This window comes from Mycobacterium sp. IDUB_9, from assembly GCF_055419505.1.
On record NZ_JBVAXU010000002.1, the window covers coordinates 386449 to 400487 of the forward strand.

General features: G+C 66.6%; 13 protein-coding genes. 12 read left to right on the top strand and 1 reads right to left on the bottom strand.

The window, feature by feature from the left end; genetic code table 11:
- Window positions 1–5 precede the first annotated feature (5 nt).
- The 8 genes from ACZY08_RS10435 to ACZY08_RS10470 all read left to right on the top strand — a co-directional run bounded on the left by ACZY08_RS10435 (window position 6) and on the right by ACZY08_RS10470 (window position 9654).
- Complete coding sequence (locus tag ACZY08_RS10435) at window positions 6–1718, top strand: propanediol/glycerol family dehydratase large subunit (protein WP_463744920.1); 1713 nt, start codon at window positions 6–8, stop codon at window positions 1716–1718.
- 1 nt (window position 1719) lies between these two features.
- Complete coding sequence (locus tag ACZY08_RS10440) at window positions 1720–2313, top strand: propanediol/glycerol family dehydratase medium subunit (RefSeq protein WP_463744919.1); 594 nt, start codon at window positions 1720–1722, stop codon at window positions 2311–2313.
- On the top strand, window positions 2313–4172 hold the full coding sequence (locus tag ACZY08_RS10445; RefSeq protein WP_463744918.1) for a diol dehydratase reactivase subunit alpha: 1860 nt from the start codon (window positions 2313–2315) through the stop codon (window positions 4170–4172). Before ACZY08_RS10440 ends, ACZY08_RS10445 begins: the two co-directional genes overlap by 1 nt.
- A complete protein-coding gene (locus ACZY08_RS10450; RefSeq protein WP_463744917.1) occupies window positions 4159–4521 on the top strand; it encodes a glycerol dehydratase reactivase beta/small subunit family protein in 363 nt (120 codons plus the stop codon). Before ACZY08_RS10445 ends, ACZY08_RS10450 begins: the two co-directional genes overlap by 14 nt.
- A 220-nt stretch (window positions 4522–4741) precedes the next feature.
- Window positions 4742–6154 (top strand): ethanolamine permease, encoded by a 1413-nt coding sequence (gene eat / locus ACZY08_RS10455; protein ID WP_463744916.1) that lies wholly within the window; start codon window positions 4742–4744, stop codon window positions 6152–6154.
- On the top strand, window positions 6151–7566 hold the full coding sequence (locus tag ACZY08_RS10460; protein WP_463744915.1) for an ethanolamine ammonia-lyase subunit EutB: 1416 nt from the start codon (window positions 6151–6153) through the stop codon (window positions 7564–7566). The genes eat and ACZY08_RS10460 overlap by 4 nt, the downstream gene beginning before the upstream one ends.
- Window positions 7563–8336, top strand: a complete 774-nt coding sequence (gene eutC / locus ACZY08_RS10465; RefSeq protein ID WP_463744914.1) for an ethanolamine ammonia-lyase subunit EutC — start codon at window positions 7563–7565, stop codon at window positions 8334–8336. The genes ACZY08_RS10460 and eutC overlap by 4 nt, the downstream gene beginning before the upstream one ends.
- Before the next feature lie 22 nt (window positions 8337–8358).
- Complete coding sequence (locus ACZY08_RS10470) at window positions 8359–9654, top strand: HAD family hydrolase (RefSeq protein ID WP_463744913.1); 1296 nt, start codon at window positions 8359–8361, stop codon at window positions 9652–9654.
- 61 nt (window positions 9655–9715) lie between these two features.
- On the opposite strand, the gene ACZY08_RS10475 is transcribed toward ACZY08_RS10470, so the two are convergent.
- Entirely contained in the window at window positions 9716–10564 is an 849-nt protein-coding gene (locus ACZY08_RS10475; RefSeq protein WP_463744912.1) for a hypothetical protein, read from the bottom strand.
- A gap of 280 nt (window positions 10565–10844) precedes the next feature.
- Between ACZY08_RS10475 and rplM the strand changes: the two genes are divergently transcribed.
- The 4 genes from rplM (at window position 10845) to glmM (ending at window position 14029) form a co-directional block, all read left to right on the top strand.
- Window positions 10845–11288 (top strand): 50S ribosomal protein L13, encoded by a 444-nt coding sequence (gene rplM / locus ACZY08_RS10480; RefSeq protein ID WP_454788774.1) that lies wholly within the window; start codon window positions 10845–10847, stop codon window positions 11286–11288.
- Window positions 11289–11347: 59 nt separating this feature from the next.
- Window positions 11348–11788, top strand: coding sequence for a 30S ribosomal protein S9 (gene rpsI, locus ACZY08_RS10485; RefSeq protein WP_463745291.1), 441 nt, complete (start codon window positions 11348–11350; stop codon window positions 11786–11788).
- Between the two features lie 330 nt (window positions 11789–12118).
- Entirely contained in the window at window positions 12119–12547 is a 429-nt protein-coding gene (locus tag ACZY08_RS10490; protein ID WP_463744911.1) for a hypothetical protein, read from the top strand.
- A 141-nt stretch (window positions 12548–12688) separates the two neighbouring features.
- Complete coding sequence (gene glmM, locus ACZY08_RS10495) at window positions 12689–14029, top strand: phosphoglucosamine mutase (protein WP_463744910.1); 1341 nt, start codon at window positions 12689–12691, stop codon at window positions 14027–14029.
- The last annotated feature ends 10 nt before the right edge of the window (window positions 14030–14039 follow it).

Genomic DNA, 14039 nt, shown 5'->3' on the forward strand with positions numbered 1-14039 from the left:
CACCTGTGACGACAGCCAGAAATCTCGGCGTTGACGGCAGACGCCAGTCCGAGCGGACGAAGGTACTGGAAGACCGTCCCGTCAACCTCGACGGCTTCGTCGAGGAATGGCCTGAGGTGGGCATGGTGGCGCTGGACAGTGCGTTCGATCCCGCCCCCAGCGTGCGCGTCGTCGACGGGGTGATCGTCGAGATGGACGGTCGGACCCGCGCCGAGTTCGATTTCATCGACCAGTTCATCGCCGATCACGCCATCGACGCCGCGACCACCGAACAGGCGATGGAGATCCCCGCGGCCGAAATCGCCCGGATGCTGGTCGACCCACACGTGGCCCGCGACGAGGTGATCGCGGTGACCACGGCGCTGACGCCGGCCAAGCTGCTCGAAGTGGCAAAGACGCTGAACATCGTCGAGATCATGATGGGGATGCAGAAGATGCGTGCCCGCCGCACTCCGGCGAACCAGGCGCACTGCACCAGTGCCCGGGACAACCCGCTCCAGGTCGCCTGTGAAGCCGCCGAGGCATCGCTGCGCGGATTCTCGGAAGTGGAAACCACTTTGGGTGTAGTTCGCTACGCCCCACTGGTGGCAATGGCGCAGCAGATCGGCAGCCAGGTCGGCTGTGGTGGACGCCTTACCCAGTGCGCCCTCGAGGAGGCCACCGAACTCGAACTCGGCATGCGCGGCATCACCGCCTACGCCGAGACCATCTCGGTCTACGGCACGGAGTCGGTGTTCGTCGACGGTGATGACACCCCGTGGTCGAAAGCCTTCCTGGCCGCGGCCTATGCCTCGCGTGGCATCAAGATGCGCTTCACCTCGGGCACCGGTTCCGAGGTGCAGATGGGCAACGCCGAGGGCCGCTCCATGCTGTACCTGGAGATTCGGTGCATCTTGGTCGCGAAAGGCGCAGGGGTGCAAGGCCTGCAGAACGGTTCGATTTCCTGCATCGGTGTACCAGGCGCAGTCCCGGCGGGGATCCGGGCGGTTGCGGCGGAAAATCTGATTGCCTCTGCGGTGGACCTGGAATGCGCTTCCGGCAACGACCAGTCGTTCTCACACTCACCGATGCGCCGGGTGGCACGGTTGTTGCCGCAGCTGATGCCGGGCACTGATTTCATCTGCTCCGGTTACTCGGCGCCACCCAACTACGACGACATGTTCGCCGGATCGAACCTGGACGCCGAGGATTACGACGACTTCAACACGATCCAGCGGGACCTGCAGATCGACGGCGGGTTGCGCCACGTCAACGAGGCCGAGATTCTCGCTGCCCGGCACCGCGCGGGCAAGGCTCTGCAGGCGGTGTTCGCATACCTTGATCTGCCCGCCATCTCCGACGCCGAGATCGAGACGGCCGTGTACGCGCATGGCAGCCGCGAGTTGATCCCGCGTGACGTCCTGGAAGATCTCAAGGGCGCACAGCAGGTGATGGACCGCAACATCACCGGACTGGATCTGGTGAAGGCACTGGAATCGACCGGCTTCTCCGATGTCGCCGAGAACCTTTTGGCCGTTCTGCGGCAACGTGTCTCGGGTGACCTGCTGCAGACGTCGGCGATCATGACGCGCGAGCTCCAGCCGTTGTCTGCGATAAACGACCGCAATGACTATGCGGGCCCGGGCACCGGCTACCGCCCCACGGGGGCGCGCTGGGAGGAGATGAAGCGGCTACGTCACGTGACCAGCGCCGAGAACCCTGAACTGGAGGTCGAGTGACATGTCGGCAGTGACTGGGCAGCGGACACTGACATTCACCGGCGAGCGGCCGGCAGAACCTGGGAAGCGCACTGATGAAGTGGTGCTGGCGATTTCGCCGGCGTTCGCCGACTTCTTCAGCCAGACCATCGTCGGCCTGCCCCATGCTGAGGTGATACGCCAGATCCTGGCCGGCATCGAGGAGCAGGAGGTGACCGCCCGGTGCATCCGTATCAGGCACAGCAGCGACCTCGCGGTGGTCGCGCACGCAGCGGCCAGGCTCAGCGGATCAGGTATCGGCATCGGAATCCTGTCTCGCGGCACATCGATGATCCATCAGCGTGACCTGCCGAGGTTGTCCAGCCTTGAACTGTTCCCACAGAGCCCGCTGATGACGTTGGAGACCTATCGCCGCATCGGGTCGAACGCCGCCCAGTACGCCAAAGGTGAGTCACCCGAACCGGTTCCGACCCTCAACGATCAGATGGCCCGGCCCCGCTGGCAGGCCAAGGCCGCGCTGCTGCATTTGAAGGAGACCGAGCAGATCCGCAGGAACGCCCGCCCCGTCGAGGTGGTCGCGGAGTTCGCCCAGATCCCCGAGGCACTGGGCACCTGATGGCATTGAATGTTGTCGGTGTCGACATCGGCAACTCGACGACCGAGGCCAGCGCCGCAGTCGTCGCGACTGACGGCTCGATCGGGTTCCGTGGCGCGGCGCTGACCCCGACAACGGGCGTCAAGGGCACTCCTCGAAACGTCGACGGCGTGGCCCAGGCGGTGGTTCGTGCGCTGGAGGCGAGCGCGATCCGGCTGGCCGACCTCGACCTCGTCCTGCTGAACGAGGCCACGCCGGTGATCAGTGGCATGGCGATGGAGACCATCACAGAAACCATCATCACCGAGTCGACGATGATCGGCCATGACCCGCGCACGCCGGGCGGTCGCGGTCTCGGTGTGGGCGTCACCGTGGCGTTCGACGCCCTCGCCCAAACCCCTTCGGGCACCGAAGTGATCGTGGTGGTGCCAAGGGGTGTGGACTTCGAGGACGCGGCATGCGGGATCAATGCAGCGGCGGCCCATGGGCTGACGGTGTGCGGGGTGATCCTCGGCAACGATGACGCTGTGCTGGTGGCCAACCGGCTCGACACCGTGGTCCCGGTGATCGATGAGGTATCGCGCATCGATGCGGTGCCGCTGGGCATGCTGGCCGCGGTTGAAGTGGCCGCGCCCGGCAACTCGATCCGGACCCTGTCCAATGCCTACGGGCTGGCGACGATCTTCGACCTGGACGCGGCTGCCACGAAGGTGATCTCGCCGGTGGCCCGGGCGCTGACCGGCAACCGCTCTGCGGTGGTGGTTCGCACTCCCGCAGGCGATGTCGCTGATCGCAGTATCCCGGCCGGATCGCTCGAGCTGGCCGGTGTGCACAAGCGGACATCGGTCGATGTGTCCCGCGGTGCGCCGGAGATCATGAGCGCGGTCGAGCGGGTCGCTCCGCTGGCGGATGTGGCGGGGGAGGCCGGCACCAACACCGGCGGCATGATCGCCAACGTCCGGCACAGCATGGCCGAGCTCTCCGGACATGCGCTCGCCGACGTGTGCATCCAGGATCTGCTTGCGGTGGATACCTTTGTGCCGCAGGAGGTTCGTGGCGGGGTGGCCGGTGAGGTGGCCCTGGAGAACGCGGTTGCATTGGCTGCCATGGTCCGGACGCGCGAAAGCGGAATGCGAGCCGTGGCCGATGAGGTTCGGTCCCGGTTGGGGGCCGCCGGGGCCGAAGGCGTTGAGGTGATGGTCGGCGGTGTCGAGGCCGAGATGGCGGCGCTGGGTGCGCTGACCACGCCGGGCACCGGCAAGCCGCTCGTGGTGCTCGACCTGGGTGGTGGGTCGACCGATGCCGCATTGATAGAGGTGGACGGCGGGATCAGTGCCGTGCACCTGGCCGGCGCCGGCGACCTGGTCACCAAGCTGATCGACGCCGAGCTCGGTCTCGACAACCTGGAACTGGCCGAGGACATCAAACGATCACCGTTGGGCAAAGCCGAGAGCTTCTTTCATGTGCGGCTGGAGAACGGCACCGTGATGTTCTTCGAGAAGCCACTGCCCGCGGCATCGTTCGCGCGGGTGGTCACGCTGGCCGAGTACGGCATGAATGCGATCCCGACCCGGCATTCCATGGACCGGGTCAGGTTGGTGCGCCGTGCGGCCAAGGAGCGGGTCTTCGTGGTCAATGCGCTGCGCGCACTGCGGTCCGTCGCTCCAGGTGGCGACCTGCGCCAGATCGGGTTCGTGGTGCTGCTCGGTGGGTGCGCGCTGGACTTCGAGATTCCAGAACTCATCGCGGATGCCCTTGCTCCCTTCGGAATCGTCTGCGGCACAGGCAATGTGCGTGGGTCAGAAGGGCCGCGCAATGCGGTGGCCACTGGCTTGGTGGCGTCGCATGCCCCACTGATCGGAGCGGGTGTCAGTGCGTAGCGGTGGTCAACCCGATCGTCCCGCGATCGTGGTGCTGAGTTCGGGCAGCCGGGATGTCGAACGCGACGTGTTGGCGGGCATCGAGGAAGAAGGTGTTCCGCACATGCTGGTTCCTTGCGACTCCGAGGTGTCGGCGGCCGAACTGGCCCGCCGCGCGGCGCTCAGGTCACCGCTGCATGTCGGGGTGGGCGTCGGCCTTCGAGGTGAAGTGTGCGTGCAACATGCCAAACTGTCAGATCCGTTGCCCGAGTTGTCCTCTGGTGAAGGCGCCAGCTCTGCGGTTGTCCGGGTATTGGGGCACAACGCGGCCCGGATCGTGGTCGGCGTTCCGCTCAAACCCGACGATTGACAACGAAACTGGCCATTGGGGTAGACACCGCCGCGTAGTGGGGCAATAATCTTCGATTAAAGGTTGAATTTCATACCTTTGGAAGGTCAGCTCGCCCGAGATCTTGCGCCGGGCCGGCAGCGTTGCCGGGTTAAAGGTCGGCCACCGCGTGGAAAAGCCGTCAACAGGTGACGGCATCAATACGAGACATACGAAAACGTTGTCCATGAAGGAGTTTGAAATGGCGGGTGTGGAAGAACACCTGGAGAGCGCTGACTATCTGCGGAAGCGTCAGCTCAAATCCGGAAGTGCGGGCTGGCTCTTGCTGGCCGGCCTGGGCGTCAGCTACGTGGTGTCCGGCGACTATTCAGGGTGGAACTTCGGCCTGGCGCAGGGCGGCTTCGGTGGCTTGGCGATCGCCGCCGTGATCATCGCCGGCATGTATCTGGCCCTCGTGCTGGGCATGGCGGAGCTGTCCTCGGCGCTGCCCGCGGCGGGCGGCGGGTACACATTCGCCCGGCGCGCGCTCGGGCCGTGGGGCGGGTTCGCCACCGGCACAGCGATCCTCATCGAGTATTCGATCGCGCCTGCGGCCATCGCCACCTTCATCGGCGCCTACGTGGAATCGCTGGGGTTGTTCGGGATCACCAACGGCTGGTGGGTCTACCTCGCGGCTTACGCCCTGTTCATCGGGATACATCTGTCGGGCGTCGGTGAGGCGCTCAAGGTCATGTTCGTCATCACCGCGATCGCCCTGCTGGGCCTGCTGGTCTTCGCGATCGCCGCCATCGGCCATTTCGACGTGTCGAACCTGACCAACATCGCGGTGGACGGCGGAGCAGCTGGGGCGTCGGCGTTCCTGCCACACGGATACCTGGGCATCTGGGCCGCGATCCCGTTCGCCATCTGGTTTTTCCTCGCAATCGAGGGCGTTCCGCTGGCGGCCGAGGAAACCGCCAACCCGGAACGCAACGTCCCCCGCGGCATCATCGCCGGGATGGGCGTCCTGCTGGTCACCTGCGCGGCGGTGCTGATCCTGGCCACCGGCGCCGGTGGCGGCGACGAGATGTCGGCCTCGGGCAACCCGCTGGTCGAGGCGCTGGGCCACGGCACCGCGTCCAAGCTGGTCAACTACATCGGACTGGCCGGGCTGATCGCGAGCTTCTTCTCGATCATCTACGCCTACTCGCGTCAACTCTTCGCCCTGTCGCGTGCGGGCTACCTGCCCAGGGCTTTGTCGGTGACGAATTCGCGCAAGGCGCCGACACTGGCTCTGATCATCCCCGGCGTCATCGGCTTCCTGCTGTCCCTGACCGGTAAGGGCGACCTGTTGCTCAACATGGCGGTCTTCGGCGCCGCGCTGAGCTATGTGTTGATGATGACCAGCCACATCGTGCTGCGCATCCGCGAACCCAAGATGCCGCGGCCATACCGCACCCCGGGCGGTGCGATCACCACCGGAATCGCCCTCGTCATTGCAGTTTTCGCGGTCATTGCGACCTTCCTGGTGAACCCCGTGGCGGCCGGTCTGTGCCTGGGCGTGTTCGCCGCGTTCATGCTCTACTTCGCGCTCTACAGCCGCCACCGCCTGGTGGCCAACTCGCCCGACGAGGAGTTCGCGATGCTCGCGGAGGCGGAGAGTGCCCTGAAATGAAGTACCACCAGCAGGTCTCGGGGGTGAACTACGGCTTCGACGGTCTGGTCGAGGTGATGGCCAAGGCCACCCCGCTGCGCTCCGGCGATCAACTCGCCGGCTGCGCGGCCGAGCACGACGGTGAACGCGCCGCGGCCGCCTGGGTGCTCGCCGACCTGCCGCTGGAGGTCTTCCTCAACGAGGAACTGGTGCCGTACGACACCGACGAGGTGACCCGGCTCATCATGGACAGCCATGACCGCCAAGCCTTTTCGGAGATCTCGCACCTGACCGTCGGTGGGCTGCGGGACTGGCTGATGGACACCGCGGCGCATGATCACAGCGCCGAGCGGCTGGCCGCTGTGTCCCCGGGGCTGACCCCGGAAATGGTTGCGGCGGTCAGCAAGATCATGCGCAACCAGGACCTGATCGCGGTGTCGGCCGCCGCGGAGGTGACCGCGGCGTTCCGGACCACCGTCGGTGCCCGCGGCACCCTGGCCACCCGGCTGCAGCCCAACCATCCCACCGACGACCCTCGGGGGATCGCGGCGGCGGTGCTCGACGGGCTGCTGCTGGGCTGCGGTGACGCGGTGATCGGGATCAACCCGGCGACCGACTCGCCGCAGGCCACCGCGGACCTGCTCTACCTGCTCGACTCGATCCGCACGCGCTACGACATTCCCGCCCAGTCGTGCGTGCTGTCCCATGTCACCACGACGATCGGGTTGGTCGAGGCCGGGGCGCCGGTGGACCTGATGTTCCAGTCCGTCGCGGGCACAGAAGGGGCCAACTCCGCATTCGGAGTGAACCTGCAGCTGCTGCGGGAAGGCAACGAGGCGGCGCGCAGCCTGCGCCGCGGCACCGTCGGCGACAACGTCATGTACCTGGAGACGGGGCAGGGCTCGGTGCTCAGCTCCGGTGCGCATCTGGGTGTCGGCGGCAAACCGGTGGACCAGCAGACCCTGGAGACCCGCGCCTACGCGGTCGCCCGCGACCTGCAACCGCTGCTCGTGAACACGGTCGTCGGGTTCATCGGACCGGAGTACCTCTACGACGGCAAGCAGATCATCCGGGCCGGTCTGGAGGATCACTTCTGCGGCAAGCTGCTCGGCCTGCCGATGGGGGTGGATGTCTGTTACACCAACCACGCTGAGGCCGACCAGAACGACATGGACACCCTGCTGACGTTGTTGGCCGCGGCGGGAGTGGCGTTCGTCATCACCGTGCCGGGCGCCGACGACGTGATGCTCGGCTACCAGAGCCTGTCGTTCCACGACGTGCTGACCACCCGGCGCACGCTGGGCCTGCGGCCCGCCGCCGAGTTCGAGGCGTGGCTGCGCAGCGTGGGCATGGTCGATGACTCCGGCAAGCTGACCCCGTTCGACCTGGAGCGTTCGGTGCTGCGGTCCCTTACCTCCGCGGAGACGTCATGAGCCCCAATGAGGTTGCGGTTCAAGAGTTCTGGGATGAGCTGCGTAAGACCACACAGGCCAGGATCGGGCTGGGCCGGGCCGGCAACGCACTGCCCACCCGCCGAGTGCTCGAACTGGCCGCGGCGCATGCCGCCGCGCGCGATGCGGTGCACGTGCCGCTGGACGTAGATCGCCTCAGGGAAGCTCTCCTCGAGGTGGGTATCGGTGAGCCGACCGTGGTGACCAGCCGGGCCACCTCACGTGACGAGTATCTGCGCCGCCCGGATCTGGGACGGCAGCCCGCCGACGGCATGCACGTGCCCGACACCCCGGCCGATATCGGTTTCGTGCTGGCCGACGGGCTGTCGCCGACTGCCCTGGATCGGCACGGCGCGACACTGCTCGCGGCGTTGGTGGCCCAGCTGCAGGACCGCTACACCCTGGCCCCGCCCGTGATTGCCACGCAGGCCCGCGTGGCACTCGGCGACCACATAGGGGCACAGTCGCGCGTCCGAACTCTGCTCGTGATCATCGGGGAGCGGCCGGGTCTGAGCGTCGCCGACAGCCTCGGCATCTACCTGACCCACCTGCCGATGCCCGGCCGCACCGACGCCGATCGCAACTGCATCTCCAACATCCACCCGCCCGACGGCCTCGGATACGCCGAAGCCGCCAAGGTGGCGGCCGGACTGGTCGACGGTGCGCGGGCGCTGGGCCGCTCCGGCGTCGACCTGAAGGACACCTCACGGACCTCGGCGCTCGGCACCCCGGGTGTCGTCGAACTCACCTGAACCCACCAGACGGGAACCCTTGATGACCTCACGTGCACCGCTGTCCCTTCTCGTTGCCGCGGTGACCGCGGCGCTGACCGTCGCCGGGTGCGGCTCCGGAACCGAGTCGTCGCAGTCGTCGGCCACCTCGGCCACCTCGGCCGCCACTCCCGCCGCCGGCTGTCGCACGCTGGCCGAGAACCCCGGCTGGTACGGCGACAACCGGGACCGCATCGACGCGATGCTCGCCGAGTTGGGAACCTGCGGGGCCAACGGATCGGTGGCCGACGGTGCGCCGCTGGCGCTGTTCGACTGGGACAACACCGTGGTCAAGAACGACATCGGTGACGCGACCTTCTTCTGGATGGTGCGCAACGGCAAGCTGCGGGCCCCCGCGGGCGGCGACTGGGCGAGCACCAGCCCCTACCTCACACCGCAGGCCGCGGCGGCGTTGGCCAAGGCGTGCGCCGCTGCCACTCCCGGCCGGCCGATGCCGACCAACACCGACCTAGGCTGCGCCGACGAGCTGCTGTCGGTCTACACCGACGGTGAGACGCGTGCCGACGAGCCGGCGTTCGCCGGGTTCAACGCCCGTCGGTTCGAGCCCTCGTATGCCTGGGCCGCGCAGATGCTGGCCGGCTGGCCCGAATCCGAGCTGACCGGTTTCGCCGAGGCCGCCCGCAAGGAGAACCTCGACGCGCCCGAGGGCACGGAGCAGAAGGTCGGCAGCGGTGACGAGACCGGCTGGGTGCGCTACTACCCGCAGATGCGCGATCTCGTGGAAACCTTGCGCGCCAACGGTTTCGACGTCCGCATCATCTCCGCGTCGGCTGAGCCGGTCGTGCGCGTGTGGGCGGCCGATCTCGGTTTCACCCCGGACAAGGTGATGGGGGTGCGGACCGAACGCGACGGTGACGTGCTCACCTCGAAGCTGGTGCCGTGCGGCGACGAGACGGCTATCCCGTACATCGAGGGCAAGCGGTGCCGGGTGAACGAGGATGTCTTCGGCGTCACGGGGCCGGCCGCGTTCCAACAGCAGCCCGAGTCGAAACGCGCGGCCTTCGGCGCAGGCGACTCCGATACCGACGTCACGTTCCTCACCGATGCGACGGCGCTGCGGCTGGTGCTCAACCGCAACAAGACCGAGTTGATGTGCACGGCCTACGACAACGCCGACGGTCGCTGGGTGGTCAATCCGATGTTCATCGACCCGAAGAAGAGGCAGGGCGACGCGTACGAGTGCGCGACGGAGGGCTTTATCGAGCCCAGCGGCAAGGACGCCCCGCTGCACCGTCCGGACGGAAGCGTGGTGCCCGACCAGGAGGACGCGGTGTCCTAGTTCTCCAGTGTTGGGTTGTGTGCGATCTTTCTCGAAGATCTCGCACACAAGCCAACACTCGTCAGTAGGGACCGCCCGCGGATCGTAAGGCTGCGCGAGTGCGGCCGATGATCGTGCTCTGGCGATACCTGAGCAGGTCGGCACCCACGCGGACAATGCGCCAGCCGAGGTCCTCGTATTCGACGGTCTGGTCGATATCCCGCGTACGTTGCCTCGGATCGGTCCAGTGCTGAATACCGTCGTACTGGACACCCACCTTCCACTCAGGCCATCCCATATCGATCCGGCCAACCTGCCGGCCATGGTCGAACACCTCGATCTGGGTGTGCGACGGACGCATGCCCGCCTTGGTGAACAGCAGTCGCAGGCGCGTCTCCTGCGGTGACTCGGCGCCGTCGTCGGCCAGCTCGAGCACTTGTCGCAGTTGAACCACGCCTCGAACGCCGGGGTGACGATCGACGAGTGCCGTCACATCGGGGATCTTGAGGCGAGTTGCCTGGATGAGTGCATCGACACGGATGACGGCCGTAGTGAGTCCGCGTCGGCGGCCCAGATCGAACGCGGTTCGCGCGGGCGTGGTCGTGCGGATGCCTCCAACCAGGCAGGTTTCGTCACCGGCAAGCCTGTCACTGTGGATGAGAATCCCTGGCGGCTGAGAGCGGCTCGGCTGATTGATCTCGGCCGGGTGCTTGGCGTCGATCCACAGTGTGCCGTGCAGAGCTGCCGCGGACAGTCCCACCACCGTGGCTCGCCGTCCTGACCACAGCCACGCCGCGACGGCTTTGTCCACCGGCGTCGGCTCGGTGCCCCTCGGTACGTAGACATTGCGGAACACCGCCTCATAGCGTGTGCGCAGTTGGTAGCGGCTGAGCCTGCCGGTAGCCAGCGCCTCGGTGCCCAGGAATGGCATGCGAATAGGACGTCAACGGATGGGCTAGCGGTTCCCGTTGCGCCCAGTGTTGGGTTGTGTGCGATCTTTCTCGAAGATCTCGCACACAAGCCAACGCTCGTCCCTGGAGCCACGTTTTGACCTGCATGGACGCCCACAGGTAAGCTGCTCCGTTGGTGTGTGCTGCCCTTTTGGGCATGCGGTTCCGGGTCAACGTCGGTCGCCGGAACGTCGTAGTGCGCTCACCAGACCGGCACCCGGGACATCCTGGGGATCAACCCGAGAAGAAGAGGTAAGCGCTGTGCCTACGTACACGCCGAAGGCGGGTGACACCACACGTTCGTGGTATGTCATCGACGCCCAAGACGTGGTGCTCGGCCGGCTCGCCGTCGAAGCAGCCAAGCTGCTCCGCGGCAAGCACAAGCCGACATTCACGCCGAATGTCGATGGTGGCGACTTCGTCATCGTCATCAACGCCGAGAAGATTGCCGTCAGCGGCAACAAGCTCACCAACAAGTTCGCTTACAGCCACTCGGGTTACCCGGGCGGTCTGCGCAAGCGCGCGATCGGTGACCTGCTGCAGAAGCACCCGACCCGCGTCGTCGAGAACGCGATCCTCGGCATGCTGCCCCACACCAAGCTTGGTCGGCAGATCCAGAAGAAGCTCAAGGTCTACGCCGGTCCGGATCATCCGCACGCCGCGCAGCAGCCGGTTCCGTACGAGATCAAGCAGGTGGCCCAGTGACCGAAACGATTGAGAACGGCAGTGAGAACACCGAGGCTGTCGAAGCCGACGTCGAAGCCGTGACCGAAACCGTCGAGGTGGCGGAGCAGGATCACCGCGAGCCGATCATTATCGACCGTCCGATCCAGACCGTCGGCCGCCGCAAGGAGGCCGTGGTGCGGGTGCGCCTGGTGCCCGGCACCGGCAAGTTCAACCTGGACGGCCGCACGCTGGAGAACTACTTCCCGAACAAGGTGCACCAGCAGCTGATCAAGGCCCCGCTGGTGACCGTCGACCGGGTCGAGCACTTCGACATCTACGCCCACCTCGATGGTGGCGGCCCCTCGGGCCAGGCCGGTGCCCTGCGCCTGGCCATCGCCCGTGCGCTGATCCTGGTGCAGCCGGAGGACCGGCCCGCACTCAAGAAGGCCGGGTTCCTGACGCGTGACCCGCGTGCCATCGAGCGCAAGAAGTACGGCCTCAAGAAGGCCCGCAAGGCGCCTCAGTACAGCAAGCGCTGATCTGTCGCCATTTGGTCGAACGAACCCGCCGGGTGTGTCACGCACACACCCGGCGGGTTTGTTTTTGCGTCCGCTCGGACTCGCCGAGTTCTACGTATGGGCTGCTCTTGGAGGTTTTTGCGACCCTCATGTCGAAAACGGCGCGGGACCGGGCACAACTTTTTTCCGGATTCGGGTTTGACGGCAGACGCTGCGTGGAAGCCCACTGTGCGGAGAGCAGGGGACCGCTTTGTGTCAGCAGGGTTGTGCCCGCAGGACCTTCCTGCCGCCGGTGGATGTCATTGCGATGTCGGGGGACCGGGTGCCGCTGTCCCATCGGAAGGAGTAATTGTGGGGAACTTCGCGAAGACAGCGACTGCAGGCGTAGTGCTCGGTGGATCGCTGCTGTTTACCGCCGGCCTGGGTATCGCCAGTGCGGCGCCCGAAACTGCCGGAGACGGCAAGGTCAACCTCACCCTCGGCAACGTTTCCGTCCTGGAGAACGTCGACGACGCCGCGGCCGCGCAGATCGCTGCGGGGGTGTGCGACAACACCGACACGGCCTCGTTGACCACCGCGGTTCAAGGGGTCGACGCGAACAGCACCGACCACGTGGTCTGCACAAACAACCTCGGGACCATCTCGTTCAGCCAGAACGGAACCACCGAGCGCCCGGGTGGGGTTTCCCAGGGGACCGAGCCGCACAGCGTTGCGCCGACGACGGCACCCAACATGGTGCCGGGAGGCAGCAACTCGCCGTCAGGCACCGGCATCAGCTAGCGATTTGTCGCCGATCACCGCCCGTGCCCGACCCGCGGGCGGTGATCCGCTGGATCTCGAACGGGTATCAATCCGGCGCCGGGATGGTCGCTGACCTCGTCGGTTGTGTTTACGGCGGCCAATTATGAGAAGTTTAAGGGCATGGGTCGACTGTTCGGCACCGATGGGGTGCGTGGGGTCGCCAATCGCGATCTGACCGCTGAGCTGGCGGTTGCGCTCGGTTCGGCGGCGGCACGGCGTCTCGGCAACTCTGCGGGACCCGGCCGTCGGGTGGCTGTGGTGGGCCGTGACCCGCGGGCCAGTGGCGAGATGCTCGAAGCCGCGGTGATCGCCGGCATCACCAGTGAGGGTGTCGACGCGTTGCGGGTCGGTGTCTTGCCGACGCCTGCGGTGGCGTACCTGACCAGTGCTTATGATGCGGATTTCGGGGTGATGATCTCCGCGTCGCACAATCCGATGCCTGACAACGGCATCAAGATCTTCGGTCCGGGTGGCCACAAGCTCGACGACGCCGCCGAGGACCGCATTGAGGAGCTCGTCCAGGCGGGTCCCGGGAGTAGGCCCACGGGGGCCCGTATCGGCCGGGTTCTCGACGCCGAGGACGCGTTGGACCGCTACCTGCGTCACGCCTCCAAGGCCGTCACCACCCGACTCGAAGGACTCACGGTGGTCGTCGACTGCGCGCACGGTGCGGCGTGGTCGGCCGCTCCCCGGGCCTACCGGGCCGCGGGAGCCAACGTCATCGCGATCAACGCCGAACCCAATGGCCTCAACATCAACGACGGCTGCGGATCCACCCACATGGAGATCCTGCAGGCGGCAGTCCTCGAGCACGGCGCCGATCTGGGCCTGGCCCACGACGGCGACGCCGACCGGTGCCTGGCCGTGGACGCTGCGGGCCAGGTCGTCGACGGCGACGCGATCATGGTGGTGCTGGCGCTGGCCATGAAGGACGCCGGCGAGTTGGCGTCGGACACCCTGGTGGCCACGGTGATGAGCAATCTCGGCTTGCACATCGCCATGCGGGCGGCCGGTATCGAGGTCCGCACCACCGGTGTCGGGGACCGCTACGTCCTGGAGGAACTGCGGTCCGGCGAGTTCTCCCTCGGTGGTGAGCAGTCGGGTCACATCGTGTTGCCCGGCTTGGGCACCACCGGAGACGGCATCGTCACCGGTCTGCGGTTGATGTCCCGGATGGCCCAGACCCGCGCAACGCTGGCGACGCTTGCCGCGCCGATGCGCACCCTGCCCCAGGTCCTGATCAATGTTGCGGTCGATGACAAGGCTGCGGTGGCGAAAGCGCCGTCTGTGCAGTCCGCCGTGGCCCAGGCCGAGGCCGAGTTGGGGGACACCGGCCGAATCCTGTTGCGGCCCTCGGGTACCGAACAGGTGGTTCGGGTGATGGTCGAGGCGGCCGACGAGAGCACGGCCAGGATGGTCGCCGTTCGGGTGGCCGATTCGGTCAGCGGGCAATCGGCCTGAGGGAACCGGA

What these genes read in the sequence shown, in the direction of transcription:
- ACZY08_RS10440 (WP_463744919.1), top strand. Translation starts at nt 1,720, where the DNA reads ATGTCGGCAGTGACTGGGCAGCGGACACTGACATTCACCGGCGAGCGG.
- ACZY08_RS10445 (WP_463744918.1), top strand. Translation starts at nt 2,313, where the DNA reads ATGGCATTGAATGTTGTCGGTGTCGACATCGGCAACTCGACGACCGAG.
- eat (WP_463744916.1), top strand. Translation starts at nt 4,742, where the DNA reads ATGGCGGGTGTGGAAGAACACCTGGAGAGCGCTGACTATCTGCGGAAG.
- ACZY08_RS10460 (WP_463744915.1), top strand. Translation starts at nt 6,151, where the DNA reads ATGAAGTACCACCAGCAGGTCTCGGGGGTGAACTACGGCTTCGACGGT.
- eutC (WP_463744914.1), top strand. Translation starts at nt 7,563, where the DNA reads ATGAGCCCCAATGAGGTTGCGGTTCAAGAGTTCTGGGATGAGCTGCGT.
- ACZY08_RS10470 (WP_463744913.1), top strand. Translation starts at nt 8,359, where the DNA reads ATGACCTCACGTGCACCGCTGTCCCTTCTCGTTGCCGCGGTGACCGCG.
- ACZY08_RS10475 (WP_463744912.1), bottom strand. Translation starts at nt 10,564, where the DNA reads ATGCCATTCCTGGGCACCGAGGCGCTGGCTACCGGCAGGCTCAGCCGC.
- glmM (WP_463744910.1), top strand. Translation starts at nt 12,689, where the DNA reads ATGGGTCGACTGTTCGGCACCGATGGGGTGCGTGGGGTCGCCAATCGC.